This is a genomic window from Burkholderia sp. NRF60-BP8, from assembly GCF_001522585.2.
Taxonomy (GTDB): domain Bacteria; phylum Pseudomonadota; class Gammaproteobacteria; order Burkholderiales; family Burkholderiaceae; genus Burkholderia.
On record NZ_CP013372.1, the window covers coordinates 1435919 to 1454277 of the forward strand.

Sequence of the window (18359 nt, forward strand, 5' to 3'; positions counted from 1 at the left end):
GACGCCGGTGCATACGCGCCGGTTGTCAGTCGGACGACACCGGCGACTCAGTTCCCTGTGCAACGCCGCATCGATGGCAATGCGGGAAGAAGAAGAAATTCCGGCCCCCGCATTCGCCGCATGCATTGAAAAGTCTCAAGCCGCAATGTACGCAGAACGTGGAATCGTCGCCGCCGAGATTCCACTGTTTGTCGCACGACGGGCAGCGCTTTTTCTCGAGTGACCGGACGGCTTTTTCATATCCGATCGTGCGTGCGCGTTCGCCCCGATCCTGCTGCAATTCGAGCCGTTTGCGTTCGGCATAGCGCTGAAACGCCTTCATCATGTATAGACCGGCGAATACCGTGAGCACGATGCCGACGAGGACCCGGACATAGCCGCCGAAATTCGGCAAGTACGGCACCAGCTCAATGAAAAACGCACTCAGCGCAAACAGGCCGAAACCGTACACGAACGGCCAGTAGCGCGCCTTGCGGTAGCGGATGAACAGCCAGATCGCAACCAGCAGGATCGGTAACGTCAGCGCTAGCCGCAGCCCGAACACCTGCATCTCGTAGCGTCGCGTTGCTTCGTCGAAGCGCCGTTCGGCCGCTGCGTCCGCTTCGGCGATTTGCGTGTCGACCTGATTTTGCTGCGACGTCAGCGCCCGTTGCTGGTCGCCGATCGCATCGATCTGATGCTGCCAGTCGACCACCACGGCCTGCAGCGTATCGAGCTTGCGCGTTCTCGCCAGAAGGTCCGGATCGCTCGCACCGTCTCCCGTCACCGCGCGGGTTGCCAGCCAGTTGCGGAAACTTTCCTTCTCGGCCGCGTATTCCTTCGCGGCTCGGCCGCGCGCCACTTCCAGCGTGTCGACCTTCTCGGCAAGCGCGTCGCGCTGCGCCAGCAGATGGCGCCGCGCCGCGTCGAGCCGCGCCTTTGCCGGCGCATCGGCGAATTGCTCGACGGCCGGCGGCCCCCCGCGCGGAGCGAACGCCATGTCCCGGATCACGAGGCTGCCGAGCATGTTCAGAAAGACCGCGAAGACGATCGCGATTGCCCATGACGCGATTCGCAGGAGCCGTGCAGGGCTGGTCAGGCCGTCACCGGGAGTCATCATCGTTTTTTTCCTGTTGTTGGAATGGTTTCCATTGTTATTAATCTCGAAGCAACCGTCGATGCTCTCTTTCTCGCCGGCTGCCCGCCCGACTTCGCCGCGATGCCGAATGCTGATCCCGAGCGGTCGGCCCCCGTTCGTGCCAGCGGACCATCAACTCGAAATTGGCGGAGGAACGTGTGGGTTCAGCTCGATGAGTTCTCGGGCCAATCTGACAGGCATCGCAATGCCGCAACCGGAACAAACGCTATTGTCGGTCCGTTCGCCACAACAGGGACAAAACCATCGCCCCGTGCAGGCGCGAGAGGGTTGAACGGACGTTTCGCCGGTTCTCAATGCTTCGAACTGCATTCGAACGGAGTGGCTAAAAAGTGCGCCCGTCGATGCACATCGAAGTTCTCCTCCCGCGACGATGACGAGTTCAGCGGAGCAATAGGGGCAATGCATGAGCGACAAGGTCGTGGAAATGACTGGAGCGGACTGGAATGCCGCCATCTTGGACGAGGCATCGACTGTCCGCAACCGACCGGCAGTCGCGCCCGTCAGATAGAATGATGGGCTTTGCCCGTACGCCTATGTGGTTCAAGAACCTTCAGCTTCATCGTCTTCCGGCACCTTGGGCCGTTACCCCCGACCAGATGGAAAAATGGCTGGCGCCTCACGCGTTCCAGCCGGGCAGCAGCGTCGAAATGCAGCGCGTCGGCTGGGCATCGCCGCGTGACGACGGCGCGCTCGTGTATTCGATCAACCGGCAGATGCTGCTGCTGTTCCGTTCCGAAAAGAAGCTGCTCCCGGCGTCGGTCGTCAATCAGGTCACCAAGGCGCGTGCGCTCGAAGTCGAAGAGCAGCAGGGCTTCAAGGTTGGCCGCAAACAACTGCGCGAGCTCAAGGAACAGGTTACCGACGAACTGCTGCCGCGCGCGTTCAGCATTCGCCGCGATACCCGCGTGTGGATCGACACGGCGAACGGCTGGCTCGTCATCGATGCGGCTGCCCAGGCGCTCGCCGACGACGTGCGCAGCCTGCTCGTCAAATCGATCGACGGGCTGCCGCTCGCGGGCGTGCAGGTGGCGCGTTCGCCGGTCGCCGCGATGACGGACTGGCTGTTGTCCGGCGACGCGCCGGGCGGATTCACCGTGGACCAGGACGCCGAGTTGCGCTCGAGCGGCGAAGGCGGCGCCACGGTGCGATACGTCGGCCACGCGCTGGAAGCGAACGACATGCGCCGGCACATCGAAGCCGGCAAGCAATGCATGCGGCTCGCGATGACTTGGGATGACCGGATCTCGTTCGTGCTGACCCCGTCGCTGACGATCAAGCGTGTCACGCCGCTCGACGTGATCAAGGAAGCGGCGGATCCGACCGCGCAGAACGACGATGAACGCTTCGACTCGGACGTCGCGCTGATGACGGGCGAGCTGGCGCGGATGCTGGCGAGTCTCGTCGATAGCCTGGGCGGCGAACGGCAGGACGCGACTCGTCAGGAAGCAGCCTGAACACCGTCGTCGAGGATCATCGCCCCCGCGACGGCGGGGCGTCGTGCCGACACGACGATTAGAGGAAGACCGCCGCCACCTGGCGGCGGCGAATCGCGGCCGGGCGCTCGCGATCCTGAAAAGCCAGCCCGAATCGGCCTGACCGGCAGGCCATCGAAGCGACGACACGCTGCCGATCCGCGGCGCTCGTCTGCGTCGCCCACACGTCGAACGGGCACGGCGCCCTGCCACGGGCGTTCGCCCCACCCCACTCCGCCTGCAAGCCTTCTTCCGCGTCCCGCGAAATCCTTATCGAAATTGCTTCGTTCGCCTTTGCCGGCCGCGCCGCTAACGTGTTCGAAACTGGCGGCGCGCCGGGATGCCTCGCACGAAGCACCACAGCGGCCGCCATCACGACAACCGCGTCGCGATAACGGAACAGACCGGACGGGCCGCGTGCCCGCACCCCGCCAGGAACGTCCGCATCGCGCGCCATTCGCGATGCCCATGGCCACGAACGACCGCATCATCGACACGACGCCGCTCGACGTCCGCGCGCAACCGCTGATCGACGCGCTGATCGACGAGTATTCGACCCGTTACGACGCGTACCGCCCCGACAGCCGCGCGTCGGCTCGCGACGAGCTCGCGCGCTACCCGGCCGAACTGTTCGCTCCGCCCGACGGCGCGTTCGTGCTGCTGCTGCGCGACGGCGAAACGATCGGCGGCGGCGCGTTCAAGCGTTACGACGCGCAGACCGCCGAACTGAAACGCATCTGGACGCGCACCGACCTGCGCCGCCAGGGCCTCGCACGGCTCGTCGTCGAAGCGCTCGAACTGCGCGCCGTGCAGCAGGGCTACCGCCGCCTCTACCTGACGACCGGCTTTCGCCAGCCCGAAGCGTGGGCGCTGTACGACCGCACCGGCTATACGCGGCTGTTCGACTCGTCGATCGATCCCGAAGCGTATTTCCACCTGCGTTTCGGCAAGGACCTCGTCGATCCGTCGCGCACGTCGACGCTGGCCGACCTGTGGGCACCCGTGCCCGAACCGGTGCTGCCGCGCTGAGCGCACGGCGCCCCGCCTTTCACGTTGCCCATTCCGCCTTCCACGCTTCCACGACAGGACGTTTTCATGCATCGAGCCGTACCGCTTTCATTCCGTGCCGTGCGCACGCTGGCCACCGCGCTGATCGGCCTGAGCGCCTTCGCCGCCGTCACGGCCGCGTCCGCCGCGACGTTCGACCTGAGCCCCGAGCAGCGCGGTCGCCCGCGCGGCGCAGCCGATGCGGCCGTCGAGCGCGCGGTGCCTGCGTCGTTCAGGTTCGCCGAACCCGGCACGCTGACGATCGGCATCGCGCCGAGCCTGCCGCCGATCAGTTCGTATGCGACCGACGCACGCACGGTGATCGGCTTCGACGCCGACGTCGGCCAGCTCGTCGCCGATACCCTCGGCCGCAAGCTGAAGATCGTCGCGCTCGCCTGGGCCGACTGGCCGCTGGCGCTCGAATCGGGGAAAGTCGACGCGGTGATCTCGAACGTGACCGTCACCGAGGAGCGCAAGCAGAAGTTCGATTTCTCGACCTATCGCAAGGATCAGGTCGGCTTCTACGTGCGCAACGACAGCAAGATCCAGGCGATTCGCGAGCCGAAGGACGTCGCCGGGCTGCGCATCGTGACCGATGCCGGCACCAACCAGGAAAAGATCCTGCTCGCGTGGGACCGCGAGAACGTCGCGCACGGGCTCAAACCCGTGCAGATCCAGTACTACGACGATCAGGCGATGCGCATCGTCGCCGTGCAGTCGGGCCGGGCGGACGCGGTGTTCAGCGTGAACTCGGTGCTCGCGTATCAAAGCGCGCAGCAAGGCAAGACGCGGCTCGTCGGCACGATCAGCGGCGGCTGGCCGCGCACGGCCGACATCGCGATCGCCACGCGCCGCGGCAGCGGTCTCGCCGAGCCGCTGACCGTCGCGCTGAACGGGTTGATCAAGAGCGGCCGCTACCGGCAGGTGCTCGACCGCTGGAACCTCGCGTCCGAAGCGATCGACCAGTCGCGCACGAATCCGCCCGGGCTGCCGAAGAGCTGAGCGCCCGCAACCGTCCACCCACGCTCACGCAGGAACGCCGCTCACCATGTCTTATTCGCTTTCGTTGCTGGACAAGAGTCCGATCGCCGACGGCGCGAACGCCGCCGACGCGCTGCGCTTCACCACGACGCTCGCGCAACGCGCCGAACAGCTCGGCTATGCGCGCTTCTGGGTCGCCGAACATCACGGCACGCCGGGCTTCGCGAGCTCGGCGCCGGAGATCGTCGTCGCGCATCTGCTCGCGCGCACGTCGCGCATCCGCATCGGCTCGGGCGGCGTGATGCTGCAGCACTACAGCCCGTTCAAGGTGGCCGAGACGTTCAAGCTGCTGGCCGCGCTCGCGCCGGGCCGCGTCGATCTCGGCATCGGCAAGGCGCCCGGCGGGCTGCCGCTGACCACGCGCGCGCTGCAGTGGTTCCACGACAAGGCGCGCAAGCCCGACTTCGCGGGGCAACTCGCGGAGCTCGATGCGTTTCTCGGCTGGGGTGTGGCCGAGGATCATCCGCTCGCCGGCGCGGTCGCGCTGCCGGTGCCGCCGCAGTTGCCCGAACGGATCCTGCTCGGCGGCTCGCCGGACAGCGGCGCGCTCGCCGCGCGCCACGGCTGGCGCTTCTGCTACGCGGGCCATTTCAACGGCGACGACGCGAATCTCGAACGCTCGCTCGACGCATACCGCAGCGCGGGCGGCCAGAAGCCGCTCGTGGCGCTGTACGCCGTCGCCGCGCCGACGCGCGACGAGGCCGAGCGACTGATCGGATCACTGAAGATCTTCAAGCTGCAATTCGCGGGCGGCCAGAGCTTCAACCTCGCCAGCGCGCAGGCGGCCGCCGAATTCGCGCGGCAAAGCGGCGCGTCCGACTACCGGATCGACGAGCTGCGCCCGACGGTGCTGGCCGATACGCCCGAACGCGTGCACCGTGCGCTCGACGCGCTGAGCCGGCGCCTTGACGTCGATGCGTTCGTGATCGATTCGCCGGTGTCCGACTACGCGGCCCGGCTCGCGTCGGCCGAGTGGCTCGGCGGCGCGCTGTCGACCACGCCGTTGCAGGCGGCCCTCGCGGCCGACCGTTCCCTTTCCCCCGACCAGAACGCGTGACGCTCCCATCATGACGACCCGACGATCGATCCCCTTCGGCCTGATGCTGCAAGGCGCAGGCAGCCACATGAACGCGTGGCGGCATCCGAGCAACCCGCCCGACGCGAGCATCAACCTCGACTTCGCGATCGGCGTCGCGCGCAAGGCGGAGGCCGCCGGCATCGCGTTCGCGTTCGTCGCGGACGGCCTCTACATCAACGAGAAGTCGATCCCGCACTTCCTGAACCGCTTCGAGCCGCTGACCGTGCTGTCGGCGCTCGCGGTCGCGACGAAGAAGATCGGGCTCGCGGGCACGATCTCGACGTCGTACAGCGAGCCGTTCACGGTCGCGCGCCAGCTCGCGTCGCTCGACGCGATCAGCGGCGGGCGCGCGGGCTGGAACGTCGTGACGACGCCGCTCGAAGGCACCGCGAAGAATTTCGGCAAGGCGCACCCGGATCACGAGCTGCGCTACGAGATCGCCGACGAATACCTCGAGGTCGTGCAGGGCCTGTGGGACAGTTGGGATGACGATGCATTCGTGCGCGACCGCGCAACCGGCCGCTTCTTCGATCGCGACAAGCTCCATACGCTCGATCACCGCGGCCGCTTCTTCCAGGTCGCGGGCCCACTGAACATCCAGCGCTCGCCGCAGGGGCAACCGGTGATCTTCCAGGCCGGCTCGTCCGACACCGGGATCGGCCTCGCGGGCAAATACGCGGATGCCGTGTTCACGCATTCGCCGTCGATCGAGGAAACGGCCGCGTTCACGCAGCGCGTGAAACGCAGCGCGATCGAGCACGGGCGGCAAGCCGGCGACGTGAAGATCTTCCCCGGCGTCGGGCCGATCGTCGGCCGCACGGCCGCCGAAGCGGAGGACAAATACCAGGCGATCCGCGACCTGCTGACGATCGACGAGGCGCTCGCGTACCTCGGCCGCTATTTCGATCACCACGATTTCACGCAGTACGCGCTCGACGCGCCGTTCCCGGAACTGGGCGAGCTCGGCCGCAACAGCTTCCGCTCGACCACCGACCGGATCAAGGCCGATGCGAAACAAAAAGGCCTGACGCTGCGCGAGACCGCGCTTGCGGTCGCGACGCCGCGCCCGAACTTCATCGGCACGGCCGAGCACGTCGCCGACGAGTTGATCCGCTGGCACGACGCCGGCGCTGGCGACGGCTTCATCCTCGGTTTTCCGGTACAGGCGCAGGGCATCGACGATTTCGTCGAACTCGTGATTCCGGTGCTTGAGGCGCGCGGCCGCTACAGCCACGACCTGCCCGGCGTCACGCTGCGCGATCACCTCGGTCTGCCGCGCAAGGCGAGCCGCTACGCGACGCCCGGCGCCGCACGGGAAACGGCCGCCGAAGCGCACGCCTGACGCCGCCGCGCCGCCCGCGCGCGGCGCGCCCGCCGATCGATCCATTCGAGGACTCCAACGACATGAGCGACACGACCCATCTCGGCGGCGCGCTGCCGCCGCTCTCTTCCCCCGGCGCACGCGCGCCCGGCACGCGCGTGCGGATCGTACCCGCGCGCCACCGGTCGCGCACGGCCGGCACCGTGCTCGCGCTCGTGCTGATCGCGCTCACGCTGCATTCGATCCTCGGCAACCCGCAATGGGGCTGGCCGGTGTTCGCCGAATGGTTCCTGTCGCCGCCGGTGCTGTCGGGGCTCGCGCGCACGCTGGTGCTGACGCTGCTCGGCGCGGTGTTCGGCTTCGTGCTCGGTGCGTTCGTCGCGCTGGCCCGGCTGTCGCGTTCGCGCCTGCTGTCCGCCAGCGCGTGGACCTTCGTGTGGCTGTTCCGCTCGATTCCGCTGATCGTGCTGCTGCTGATCCTGAACAACCTCGGCTACCTGTACGAGCACGTGCGGCTCGGCGTGCCGTTCACCGACATCGTATGGTTCGACACGCCGACGACCGACCTCATCAGCCCGTTCCTCGCGGCCGTGCTCGGCCTCACGCTGAACCATGCGGCGTTTTCCGCGGAAGTGATCCGCGGCGGCATTCTCGCGGTCGACCAGGGGCAACTCGAAGCCGCCGCCGCGCTCGGGCTGCCGCGCGGCCGGCAGACCTCGCGAATCGTGCTGCCGCAGGCGATGCGCGCGATCCTGCCGACCGCGTTCAACGACCTGATCACGCTCGCGAAAGGCACGTCGATGGTGTACGTGCTCGCGATGCCGGAGTTGTTCTATACGGTGCAGGTGATCTATCGCCGCAACCTCGAAGTGATTCCGCTGCTGATGGTCGCGACCGTCTGGTACCTGATCATCCTGACCGTGCTGTCCGCGATCCAGGTGCAGGTCGAGCGGCACTATGCGCGCGGCGCGCTGCGCAATCCGCCGCCGTCGGTGGTCACGTTCGCGCTTGCGCGCATCGGCGGGCTGTGGCGACGTGTCGCGTCGCGCCGCGCGGCATCGATCGCCCGTACGCGAAGCGATGGCGGCACGCCTGCCGATACCGCGGCCGCCGTGTCGCACACCGGCGGCGAAGTGGCCGTGCATGGCGTGTCGAAACAGTTCGGCATGCAGCGCGTGCTCGACAACGTGTCGTTCGTCGCGCCGCGCGGCAGCGTGACCGTGATCGTCGGGCCGTCGGGCTCCGGCAAGTCGACGCTGCTGCGCACGATCAACCATCTCGAACGCGTCGACGACGGCTTCATCGACATCGACGGTGAATTGATCGGCTATCGCCGCGAAGGCGACGTGCTGCACGAGCTGAACGAACGCGACGTGCTGAAGCGGCGCACGGCCGTCGGCATGGTGTTCCAGAACTTCAACCTGTTCCCGCACCTGACGGTGCTCGAGAACCTGGTCGAAGCGCCGGTCGCCGTCGCCGGCATGACGCGCGACGCGGCCGAGCACGCCGCGCGCACGCTGCTCGCGCGGGTCGGCCTCGCCGATAAAGCCGATGCGTATCCGCGCCAGTTGTCCGGCGGCCAGCAGCAACGCGTCGCGATCGCGCGAGCGCTCGCATTGCGGCCGAAGGTGCTGCTGTTCGACGAGCCGACGTCGGCGCTCGATCCCGAACTCGTCAACGAAGTGCTCGATGTGATCAAGGAGCTCGCACGCTCGGGCACGACGCTCGTGATCGTCACGCACGAGATCGGCTTCGCACGCGAAGTCGCGGACAACGTGCTGTTCATGGAACGCGGGCGCATCGTCGAGGCCGGCCCGCCCGCCGTCGTGCTCGATGCGCCGGCCCATGCGCGTACTCGCGCGTTCCTGTCGCGGGTGCTGTGATGCGCGCCGCTTCCGACTCGCGAGGTGCCGGACGATGACCGATCGACGCCAGTTCGTCACGGCCGCGCTGGTCGCGGCATCGGGCCTGCCGTGGCGTGCGGCTCGCGCGGCCGCCGCGACGGCCGACCTCGACCCGCGCCAGGCCGGCCGCGTGCGCGCCGGCCCCGACGACGCGGCCATTCGCGCGGCAAGCGGCTACCGCTGGGTGCGCGACGGCGCGTTCACGGTCGCGATCTCGCCGCACGCGCCGCCCGTATCGACCTATGCGACCGACGCGCGCACCGTGGTCGGCGCCGATCCCGACTATGCGCAGCTCGTTGCCGACGCGCTCGGCCGTACGCTCGTGCTGGTGCCGATCGCATGGGCCGACTGGCCGCTCGGGCTGACGTCCGGCAAGTACGACGCAGTGATCTCGAACGTCGGCGTGACCGAGAAGCGCAAGGAGAAATACGATTTCACGACCTACAGGCTCGGGCTGCACGGCTTCTACGTGCGCATCGGCAGCCCGATCGCGAAGATCGCGGAGCCGAAGGACATCGCGGGGTTGCGGATCATCACCGGCGCCGGCACGAGCCAGGAGCGCATTCTGCTCGAATGGAGCAAGCGCAACGTCGCGCAGGGGCTCAAGCCGGCCGAGCTGCTCTATTTCGACGACGACGCGACGGCGCGCGTCGTGCTGCTGTCGGGACGGGCGGACGCGGAGCTGAACCCGAACGCGTCGCTCGCGTACGAGGCCGCGCGCAGCGGCAAGATCCGCCGCGTCGGCGTCGTCAATGCCGGCTGGCCGGCGAATGCCGATGTCGCGATCGCGACGCGTCGCGGCAGCGGGCTCGCGCCCGCGCTGACCATCGCGACCAATGCGCTGATCGGCAACGGCCGCTACGGGCAGGCGCTCGCGCGCTGGGGTTTGCAGAGCGAGGCGATCGCGCGGGCGCAGACCAATCCGCCGGGGTTGCCGTCGTTCTGAACGCGCCATGCAATCGCCCCGGCATGCCGTGACGGCGATGCCGGGGTACGCGACTGGCGCGCAGGCTCGTCTACGCCGGCACCGCCGCCCGATATCGGTCGAGTTCCGCGACATGCGCATGAATCGCCGGGATCAGGTCGCGCCCGTAGGCCAGCGCATCGTCGAGCGGATCGAAACCGCGAATCAGGAACGTCGATACGCCGAGCCGGTAATACGCGCCCAGCGCCCGCGCGACCTGCTCGGGCGTGCCCACCAGCGCGGTCGAATTCCAGCGCGCGCCGGTCAGGTTCGCGACGCCCATCCACAGGCGCTCGTCGAGCACGTCGCCCTGCGCGGCGGCCGCCATCAGCCGCTGCGAGCCGGCATTCTGCGGCGCATGGCCGGCGATCGGCTGGCCGTTCGCGAGCCGCGCCGCGCGCACGCGCGCGCGAATCGCCTCGGCCTTCTCCCACGCGGCCGCCTCGGTATCGGCGACGATCGGCCGGAACGACACGCTGATGCGCGGCGCCCGCCCGAACGGCGCGGCCGCGGCCCGCACGCGGGCGATCTGCTCGCGCACCGCGTCGAGCGGTTCGCCCCACGTCATGTAGACATCCGCGTGTTCGCCCGCGACCGCGAGCGCGGCCGGCGACGAGCCGCCGAAATAGATCGGCACATGCGGCCGCTGCGCGCCCTTCACGACCGGCGACGCGCCGCGCAGCCGATAAAACGCGCCGTCGTGGTCTACCGGCGCATCGGCCAGCCAGATCCGTTTCAGCACGTCGAGATATTCGCCGGTGCGGCGGTAGCGCGCATCGTGCGGCACGAAATCGCCGTCGCGCTGCAGGTCCGCATCGTCGCCGCCGGACACCACGTTCAGCGCCAGCCTTCCGCCGCTGAACACGTCGAGCGTCGAGATCTGCCGCGCGGCGGCCGACGGCACGATCACGCCCGGCCGGTGCGCGAGCAGCAGGCGGATGCGTTCGGTCGCGGCGGCCGCGAACGACGCGACGATGAAACCGTCCGCCGCGTTGCTGAAATGGCCGACCAGAATCTGGTCGAAGCCGGCGGCCTCGTGCGCCTGCGCGAAGCGGCGCACGTAGTCGGGCTGCACCGCGGCGCCGCCCGGTACGTCGACCTCCGCGCCGGGTGTCGCGGTGATCATGCCGATGATGTCGACTGGCATGTCGGAATGTCCTCGGGTATGTCGATCGGGAATCGCGTGAATCGTGAAGCGTGCCGCACGATCACTGCGCGGCGGCCGTCTTCTGCGCGGGCACGGCGAACGCGCCCGCATACGAGCGGTCGAGCAGCTTCGACGTGTCGTACGCGGCGGGAATCACGCCGGCCTTGTGCAGGAAGTCGGCCGTGTTCTGCGCATCTTTGGCGGCCGTCTCGTCGACGGGGCCGACGCGCTGCTTCGCGTTGTTGAGCCAGCGATACGCGACGTCGGGCTCGAGCTTCGCGCGCTTCGCCCACAGGTCCGCATACTCGCGCGGATGGCTGTCGACCCACTGGCGCGCGGCCACCACGCGCCGCAGGAAATCGGTGATCTCGGCGCGCTTGCCCGAGGCGGCCTGCTCGTTCGCGGCGACGAAGCTCAGCGCCGGCATCAGCCCCTGTGCGGTCGTCACGGGCCGCGCGCCCTGCCGCAATGCGAGCGTGCTGACGAACGGCTCCCACAGCGACACCGCATCGACCGAACCGTTCGCGAGCGCATTGGTCGCATCGATCGGCATCAGGTATGCGTACTTCACCGAATCGGCTCGCAGGCCCGCGTGTTCGAGCGCGCGCAGCACGAGCTGCTGGCTCCAGGCGCCGCGCCATACCGCGATGGTCTTGCCCTGCAGGTCGGCCACGGTGCGCACCGGCGAATGCTTCGGCACGAGGATCGCGACGCCGTCGAGGCTCTGCCGCGACACCGCGACGACCTTGACCGGCGCGCCGCGCGCGGCCAGCGTAAGCAGCGCGGAATCGCCGAGGAAGCCGATGTCGATCGCGTTGCCGTTCAGGCTTTCGGCGACCGGCGCGGCGGCCTGAAAGTGCTTCCATTCGATCGCGTAAGGCAGGTCCTTCAGCACGCCGGACGCCTCCATCGATGCCTGGATGTTGAAGTAGTTCTGTTCACCGACGCGCAGCGTGACGGTGTCCTTGGCGATGCCCGGCTGCGCGGCAAGCGCCAGCATGAGCGCCGTGACGATTCGGCTCAGCAACATGATCTCCCGGAAGGTTGGCGGACGGCCGCGCGACGGCGGCGCCCTTTGTCCGCCGCGCGCGACCGCCGGCGGAACGGATGGAACCGGTGAAGATACGTCGATCCACTTCATGACACAAACGCAATATTCTTCTATGTAAAGATGCAAATATTTTATGAAGTACGCGCACTTGCGCGGCACTCGCCACCGGCCGCAAGCCCACGGAGTTCGAACGTTTCCTCGATAAATATTTCGTGCACGAAATAAATCACGGACTATATTTCGCATGCGAAATAACTGCCCGAGCGAGGACGGCCATGACCCCCCAACCCATCGAATTTTCCGCCGCCGACGGCTATGTCCTGCACGGCACGCTGTGGTCGCCGGCCGCGACGCCGCGCGCGCTGGTCCTGATCCATCCCGCCACGGCCGTGCCCGAGCGGCTGTATGCGGGCTTCGCGCGCTTTCTGACCGAACGCGGTTTCGCGGCGCTGACCTACGACTATCGCGGCATCGGCGCCTCGCGGCCCGCGCGTCTGCGCACGCTGCGGGCCCGCATGCGCGACTGGATGGAGCTCGACGTGGGCGCCGCGACCGCGTGGGCCCGGCACACGTACGAAGGGCTGCCGCTGCTCGCGGTCGGCCATAGCGTCGGCGGCCACGCGATCGGGCTGTCCGGCGCGACGACGCATCTGCGCGCCGCCGTGCTGGTCGCCGCGCATGCGGGCAGCACGCGGCTGATCGCGCAGGCGGCCGAACGCCTGAAGGTGCGGCTGATCCTGCGCGTGCTCGGCCCGCTGATGTCCGCGCTGCTCGGCTACGTGCCCGGCAAGCGGCTCGGGCTCGGCGAGGATCTGCCGGCCGGTGTGTTCCGCGAATGGAGCCGCTGGACGACGTTGCCGCACTACTTCTTCGACGACCCGACGCTCGGCGCGGCCGAGCGCTTCTCGAAGCAGCAGTTGCCGATCCTCGCGCTCGGCTTCGACGACGATCCGTGGGCGAACCCGGCCGCGATCGGCCTGCTGGTAAGCTATCTGACCCGCGCGAAGGTCGAACGCCGCCAGATCGATCCGCGCGCGGCAGGCATCGGCCCGGTCGGGCACATGGGCTTCTTTCGCAGCCGGCCCGGCGCCGTGCTGTGGCCCGACGTCGCCGATTGGCTCGCGCAGGCGCTCGACACGCCTCGCGCCGCGGGCCGCCCCACCCTTACCATCGCAGCCGGGAACCCAGCTTGAGCGAAGACCGACGACTGTTTTTCATGTTGAACATCGGCCAGCGGCGCGTGCAGCGCTGGATCGATCGCAAGGCCGAAACCGAGACGCGCGCGAGCGCCGCGCAGGCCGGCGTGCTGTTCTGCCTCGCGAAGCAGGACGGCGCGCTGATCGGCGAAGTCGGCGCCGCCTTGCAGCTCGCGCCGTCCGCGATGACGGGGCTCGCCGACCGGATGGCGAAAGCCGGCCTCGTTACGCGTCATGCCGATTCGGACGACGGCCGCGCGACGCGGCTGTACCTGACCGACGAAGGCCACGCGGCGCTCAAGCGCGCGCGCGTGCTGCTGCGCGAACTCAACGGCAAGCTGTGCGACGGGTTTTCCGACGACGAACTCGATGTCGTCGCGCGCTGGCTGCACGCGTTGCAGGAGCGGTTTCCGGCCGAGCGCTGAGCAGCGCATCGCGCGCTCGCAACCGGCTCTCACCGGCCTCAATCGCAAGCGATTGCGATTCGCGTTTTCGATTCGATTTTCATGCCGGCGCAGCGGCAAATCTTGCGTGCCCGCGCCGGCTTCCGGCAACGCTTTCCGGCTACGCTCTGTTACAAAAAACCGCCTGTCGCGCGTCATTCGAATCGCCTACATTGCAATCCACTTCGACGCATTCGTCGCATGCCCTGACCGGTTTTCCCGTCGGGTCGACATCGCAGGCACACCGACAAGCAATGAAAATGAAGAGGAGTCTTAACCGAAGCGCTGGCGGCATCCAGCGCACGCGGAGGGCGATGACCGAAGCGGCATGCTGAACGACGCGTAGCGACGTGCGCGGCATGATCGGCCGCGCCCCGGCTCGCGTCGTCTCGTCGTGCCCCGCCATCGCATCCGCACCTCACCGAGGAGTCGTCCATGCGACGCATGATCGTGTCCCATCCGCTTGTCACCCGCCTGTCCGCCGCGATGGCGCTGGCCGCCGCTGCCGCGGCACACGCCGAGCCGACCGTCGTGTCCGGCCCGAGCCCGTTCGCCGCGTGCACCATCGGCGGCCCGGGCGTCAATTACGTGAATGCAGAAGTCGAACCGTGGCTCGCGGTCAACCCCGCGAACCCGAACAACATGATCGGCGTGTGGCAGCAGGACCGCTGGTCGAACGGCGGCGCCCACGGGCTCGTCGCCGGCTACTCGTTCGATGCCGGCGCAACCTGGGCGCGCACGCCGCAGCCGTTCAGCGCCTGCGCGCCGGGCGGACTCAAGTACGAGCGCGCATCCGATCCATGGGTATCGTTCGGGCCGGACGGCACCGCATATTCGGTGTCGATCTCGTTCAATCAGTCGAACAACGGCAACGCGGTCGCCGCGTCGGTCTCGACCGACGGCGGACAGACGTGGAGCAGCCCGGCCGTGCTGATCGCAAACGACGAACCGACGACGCAATTCTTCAACGACAAGGAATCGGTGACCGCCAACCCGGTGAAGGCCGGCACCGCGTACGCGGTATGGGACCGCCTCGAACTGCCGAACGGCAACCCGTACGCGAACCTGCACACGCAGGCGTTCCGCGGGCCGACGCTGTTCTCGAAGACGACCGACGGCGGCAAGACGTGGAGCGCCGCGAAGGTCATCGTCGACGTTCCTTCGCGTCAGCAGACGATCGGCAACCAGATCGTCGTCGATCCGAAGAGCGGCACGCTCTACGATTTCTTCGACCTGATCCAGCCGCCGTTCAGCAAGGCGGCCGGCAAGGTCGCGTTCATCAAGTCGACCGACGACGGCGCGACGTGGACCAAACCGCAGGTGATCGCGGGACTGCAGACGGTCGGCGTCACGGATCCGAACACCGGCGAACCCGTGCGCACCGGCGACATCATTCCGGAGCCGGCGATCGACCCGGCCTCGGGGCAACTCTACGTCGTGTGGCAGGACAGCCGCTTCAACGGCGGCACGTACGACGAGATCGCGATATCGACGTCGAAGAATGGCGGCGCGACATGGAGCGCGCCGCTACAGGTGAACACGCCGACCGGGCGCCCCGCGTTCAATCCGTCGGTGCGCGTCGACAACACGGGCGCGGTGATGGTCACGTACTACGACTTCCGCGACCTGCAGGCCGGCAACACGACGACGCTGCCGACCGGCTTCTGGCGCAAGATCTCGCACGACGGCGGCGCCACGTTCGCCGACGAGCGGCGCGTCGGCGGTCCGTTCGACATGAAGCTCGCGCCCAACGCCGAAGGGTTCTTCATCGGCGACTACCAGGGGCTCGACGTCCTCCCGTCGTCGTCGTTCCATCCGTTCTTCGTCCAGACCAACGCGGGCAACCTGACGAACCGCACCGACGTGTTCTTCGCGCCGTGATGCGAGGATGACCGCTCCGGCGCCGCACGACGCCATGCGTCGCGCGGCGCCGTGCGCATGTTCAGGGCATCGATGCAGGCGGTCGGCACGATGCGTTCGTGATCTTCCCTTCCCCCGCTTCGCAACGACGTCGTCGATGTCGGCGAGCCGGTCGACACGGCTCCGCGACGATCGGCATCGTTCGACGCGAAAGCTCGCGCCGGCGATTGCACGCCGCCGCCCCGCTGCTGCCCCGTCCCTCGCCGATCCGACAGAAACCCGACGGGATGCTGCCGTTCGGCTTGGAATTTGACATGATATAACATATCATCTCGCGTGCTCGTCCGCCTGACGCCGTTCCAACCCAGGTGGCCGCGCATCGCCGAGCCATGTTCCAACGGGTCATTGCGCGCCGTTGACGCAACAATATATCGTATCCAGCGATCGCCCGCATGGCTCGTTATCCGATCCCAACCGATTCACCGACCATGCGCGACCTCCCTCGCTTACCGCTTCGCCCGCTCTCGTCCTTGTCGCTGATCCTGTTCGCCGTCGTCGCCCATGCGCAGACCGACGCGCCCGCCGCGTCCGGCACGCCGTCCATCGAACCCGCGCCGCTCGCGCCGATCTTCGTGACTGCGAACCCGCTCGGCGACACCGAACTGATCGCCCCGACCGTCCAGCTTTCCGGCGATGCGCTCACGCGCCGCCAGGCCGATTCGCTCGGCGAAACGCTCAACGGGCTGCCCGGCGTGTCGACCACCACCTACGGGCCGATGGTCGGCCGTCCGATCATCCGCGGGATGGATGGCGACCGGATCCGGCTGCTGCAGAACGGCGTCGCGGCGTATGACGCGTCGTCGCTGTCGTACGACCATGCGGTGCCGCAGGATCCGCTGTCGATCGAGCGCGTCGAAATCGTGCGCGGGCCGGCCGCGCTGCTGTACGGCGGCAACGCGGTGGGCGGCGTGGTCAACACTATCGACAACCGGATTCCGCGTGAAGCGATCGAGGGCGTGACCGGCGCGCTCGACGCGCGCTACGGCGGCGCGAATTCCGTGCGCGCGGGCGCCGCGCAGGTCGAAGGCGGCAACGGGCGCTTCGCGTTCCACGTCGATGCATTCGATCGCGAAACGAGCAAGCTGCGGATTCCCGGCTACGCGCGCAGCAGCCAGCAACGCGCGATCGACGGCCCCGACACGCCGCAACCGGAAGGCAACGTGCCGAACAGCGACGGCCGCGTGCACGGCGGTGCGGTCGGCGCGTCGTACACGTGGGCGGACGGTTTCGCGGGCCTGTCGTACAGCGGTTACGAATCGAACTACGGCTCCGTCGCGGAAAGCGACGTACGGCTGCGGATGCGCCAGGAACGCCTTGCGCTCGCGTCCGAGGTACGCAACCTGAGCGGACCGTTCACGACACTGAAATTCGACTTCGCGTACACCGACTACCGCCACAAGGAAGTCAACAACGGCGAGACGGCGACCACCTTCCGCAACCGCGGCTACGAGGCGCGCATCGAGGCGCGCCATCGCAAGATCGGCCCGTTCGAAGGCGCGATCGGCGTGCAGTTCGGCCAGAACACTTTTTCCGCGCTCGGCGACGAATTGCTCGTGCCGTCCACGCGCACCAACAGCGTCGCGCTGTTCGGTCTGGAGGAGTGGCAGGTCGTCCCGGCGCTGAAGCTGAGCCTCGGCGGCCGCATCGAGCACGTGAAGGTCGATCCCGATCCGGCCGGCGTCGAGAAATTCGCGCTCGCGCAGCCGCGCGACTTCAACGCCGGCAGCCTGTCGGCCGGCGCGCTGTTCTCGCTGACGCCGGTATGGTCGGTCGCCGCGAACGTCGCCTACACCGAACGCGCGCCGACCTTCTACGAGCTGTATTCGAACGGCCCGCACGATGCGACCGGCCAGTTCCTGATCGGCAACCCGAACGCGTCGAAGGAAAAAGCCGTGTCGACCGACCTGTCGCTGCGCTATGCGAGCGGGCCGAACCGCGGCAGCGTCGGCGTGTTCTACAACCGCTTCTCGAACTACCTGACCGAGTACAACACCGGCCGCGTGGTGGACGGCGACGACCAGCCCGTCGCGCCCGGCACCGACGGCGCGCTCAACGAGGCGATCTATCGCGGCGTGCGCGCCGAGTTCTACGGCATCGAGCTGGACGGCAAATGGCGTGCATTCGCGCGGCGCGGGCATACGGTCGATCTCGAACTGACGGCCGACTACACGCACGCGCGCAACGTCGACACGGGCCAGCCGCTGCCGCGTATCGCGCCGCTGCGTGCGACGCTGGCGGCCGACTACGGTTACGGCCCGTTCGGGGCGCGTGCGCAGGTCACGCACGCGTGGTCGCAGCATCGTGTGCCCGACAACGACTTCTCGACGGACGGCTACACGTCGCTCGGCGTGATGCTGACCTACAAGTTCCGCGTCGGCGCGACGAACTGGCTCGCGTACCTGCGCGGCGACAACCTGACGAACCAGGAGATCCGCTACGCGACGTCGGTCGTACGCGGCTTCGCACCGGAAGGCGGCCGCAGCGTGATGGCCGGATTGCGCACCACGTTCTGACCCTCGTACGGCTCGCGGCGCCCGCCGCGGGCCTCGCGGGTCTTTTACCGGCGCGAGCCCGAACCGCGCGCGCCGCTCCGCTTATTCGTCATTCCCTTGCGCCGATTACGCCGATTACGCCGCT

At 68.1% G+C, this 18359-nt stretch carries 14 protein-coding genes; 11 read left to right on the top strand and 3 right to left on the bottom strand.

The window, feature by feature from the left end; all coding sequences use genetic code 11:
- Positions 1–25: 25 nt before the first annotated feature.
- A complete protein-coding gene (locus WS54_RS06630; RefSeq protein WP_059785015.1) occupies positions 26–1096 on the bottom strand; it encodes a hypothetical protein in 1071 nt (356 codons plus the stop codon).
- 575 nt (positions 1097–1671) lie between these two features.
- Here WS54_RS06630 and WS54_RS06635 point away from each other — a divergent pair.
- The 7 genes from WS54_RS06635 to WS54_RS06670 all read left to right on the top strand — a co-directional run bounded on the left by WS54_RS06635 (position 1672) and on the right by WS54_RS06670 (position 9947).
- Positions 1672–2592 (top strand): recombination-associated protein RdgC, encoded by a 921-nt coding sequence (locus WS54_RS06635; RefSeq protein ID WP_034204792.1) that lies wholly within the window; start codon positions 1672–1674, stop codon positions 2590–2592.
- Positions 2593–3078: 486 nt separating this feature from the next.
- Positions 3079–3639 carry a GNAT family N-acetyltransferase gene (locus WS54_RS06645; protein ID WP_059505503.1) on the top strand — a complete coding sequence of 187 codons (561 nt, stop codon included), beginning with the start codon at positions 3079–3081 and terminating at the stop codon, positions 3637–3639.
- A 66-nt stretch (positions 3640–3705) separates the two neighbouring features.
- Complete coding sequence (locus tag WS54_RS06650; protein ID WP_059783466.1) at positions 3706–4659, top strand: ABC transporter substrate-binding protein; 954 nt, start codon at positions 3706–3708, stop codon at positions 4657–4659.
- A gap of 46 nt (positions 4660–4705) precedes the next feature.
- A complete protein-coding gene (locus tag WS54_RS06655) occupies positions 4706–5755 on the top strand; it encodes an LLM class flavin-dependent oxidoreductase (protein ID WP_059783464.1) in 1050 nt (349 codons plus the stop codon).
- Positions 5756–5765: 10 nt separating this feature from the next.
- Positions 5766–7118 carry an LLM class flavin-dependent oxidoreductase gene (locus tag WS54_RS06660; protein WP_059783463.1) on the top strand — a complete coding sequence of 451 codons (1353 nt, stop codon included), beginning with the start codon at positions 5766–5768 and terminating at the stop codon, positions 7116–7118.
- Between the two features lie 62 nt (positions 7119–7180).
- Complete coding sequence (locus WS54_RS06665; RefSeq protein ID WP_082725146.1) at positions 7181–8980, top strand: amino acid ABC transporter permease/ATP-binding protein; 1800 nt, start codon at positions 7181–7183, stop codon at positions 8978–8980.
- Between the two features lie 34 nt (positions 8981–9014).
- Positions 9015–9947 (top strand): ABC transporter substrate-binding protein, encoded by a 933-nt coding sequence (locus tag WS54_RS06670; RefSeq protein ID WP_059783461.1) that lies wholly within the window; start codon positions 9015–9017, stop codon positions 9945–9947.
- A gap of 70 nt (positions 9948–10017) precedes the next feature.
- On the opposite strand, the gene WS54_RS06675 is transcribed toward WS54_RS06670, so the two are convergent.
- Both WS54_RS06675 and WS54_RS06680 read right to left on the bottom strand, forming a co-directional pair.
- Entirely contained in the window at positions 10018–11112 is a 1095-nt protein-coding gene (locus WS54_RS06675; RefSeq protein ID WP_059783459.1) for an LLM class flavin-dependent oxidoreductase, read from the bottom strand.
- A gap of 61 nt (positions 11113–11173) precedes the next feature.
- On the bottom strand, positions 11174–12142 hold the full coding sequence (locus WS54_RS06680) for an ABC transporter substrate-binding protein (RefSeq protein WP_059783458.1): 969 nt from the start codon (positions 12140–12142) through the stop codon (positions 11174–11176).
- 296 nt (positions 12143–12438) lie between these two features.
- On the opposite strand from WS54_RS06680, the gene WS54_RS06685 reads away from it, so the two are divergent.
- The 4 genes from WS54_RS06685 to WS54_RS06705 all read left to right on the top strand — a co-directional run bounded on the left by WS54_RS06685 (position 12439) and on the right by WS54_RS06705 (position 18235).
- Positions 12439–13356, top strand: a complete 918-nt coding sequence (locus WS54_RS06685) for an alpha/beta hydrolase family protein (RefSeq protein ID WP_059783456.1) — start codon at positions 12439–12441, stop codon at positions 13354–13356.
- Complete coding sequence (locus tag WS54_RS06690; RefSeq protein ID WP_059783454.1) at positions 13353–13784, top strand: MarR family winged helix-turn-helix transcriptional regulator; 432 nt, start codon at positions 13353–13355, stop codon at positions 13782–13784. The genes WS54_RS06685 and WS54_RS06690 overlap by 4 nt, the downstream gene beginning before the upstream one ends.
- A 453-nt stretch (positions 13785–14237) precedes the next feature.
- Positions 14238–15683: a sialidase family protein gene (locus WS54_RS06700; RefSeq protein ID WP_059783452.1), complete on the top strand. Its 1446-nt coding sequence runs from the start codon at positions 14238–14240 to the stop codon at positions 15681–15683.
- Positions 15684–16150: 467 nt separating this feature from the next.
- On the top strand, positions 16151–18235 hold the full coding sequence (locus WS54_RS06705) for a TonB-dependent receptor (protein WP_059783450.1): 2085 nt from the start codon (positions 16151–16153) through the stop codon (positions 18233–18235).
- Positions 18236–18359 lie beyond the last annotated feature (124 nt).

Excerpts from the sequence above, each read along its gene's own strand:
- WS54_RS06630 (WP_059785015.1), bottom strand. The coding sequence starts at position 1,096 with ATGACTCCCGGTGACGGCCTGACCAGCCCTGCACGGCTCCTGCGAATC.
- WS54_RS06635 (WP_034204792.1), top strand. The coding sequence starts at position 1,672 with ATGTGGTTCAAGAACCTTCAGCTTCATCGTCTTCCGGCACCTTGGGCC.
- WS54_RS06645 (WP_059505503.1), top strand. The coding sequence starts at position 3,079 with ATGGCCACGAACGACCGCATCATCGACACGACGCCGCTCGACGTCCGC.
- WS54_RS06650 (WP_059783466.1), top strand. The coding sequence starts at position 3,706 with ATGCATCGAGCCGTACCGCTTTCATTCCGTGCCGTGCGCACGCTGGCC.
- WS54_RS06655 (WP_059783464.1), top strand. The coding sequence starts at position 4,706 with ATGTCTTATTCGCTTTCGTTGCTGGACAAGAGTCCGATCGCCGACGGC.
- WS54_RS06660 (WP_059783463.1), top strand. The coding sequence starts at position 5,766 with ATGACGACCCGACGATCGATCCCCTTCGGCCTGATGCTGCAAGGCGCA.
- WS54_RS06665 (WP_082725146.1), top strand. The coding sequence starts at position 7,181 with ATGAGCGACACGACCCATCTCGGCGGCGCGCTGCCGCCGCTCTCTTCC.
- WS54_RS06670 (WP_059783461.1), top strand. The coding sequence starts at position 9,015 with ATGACCGATCGACGCCAGTTCGTCACGGCCGCGCTGGTCGCGGCATCG.
- WS54_RS06675 (WP_059783459.1), bottom strand. The coding sequence starts at position 11,112 with ATGCCAGTCGACATCATCGGCATGATCACCGCGACACCCGGCGCGGAG.
- WS54_RS06680 (WP_059783458.1), bottom strand. The coding sequence starts at position 12,142 with ATGTTGCTGAGCCGAATCGTCACGGCGCTCATGCTGGCGCTTGCCGCG.
- WS54_RS06685 (WP_059783456.1), top strand. The coding sequence starts at position 12,439 with ATGACCCCCCAACCCATCGAATTTTCCGCCGCCGACGGCTATGTCCTG.
- WS54_RS06700 (WP_059783452.1), top strand. The coding sequence starts at position 14,238 with ATGCGACGCATGATCGTGTCCCATCCGCTTGTCACCCGCCTGTCCGCC.
- WS54_RS06705 (WP_059783450.1), top strand. The coding sequence starts at position 16,151 with ATGCGCGACCTCCCTCGCTTACCGCTTCGCCCGCTCTCGTCCTTGTCG.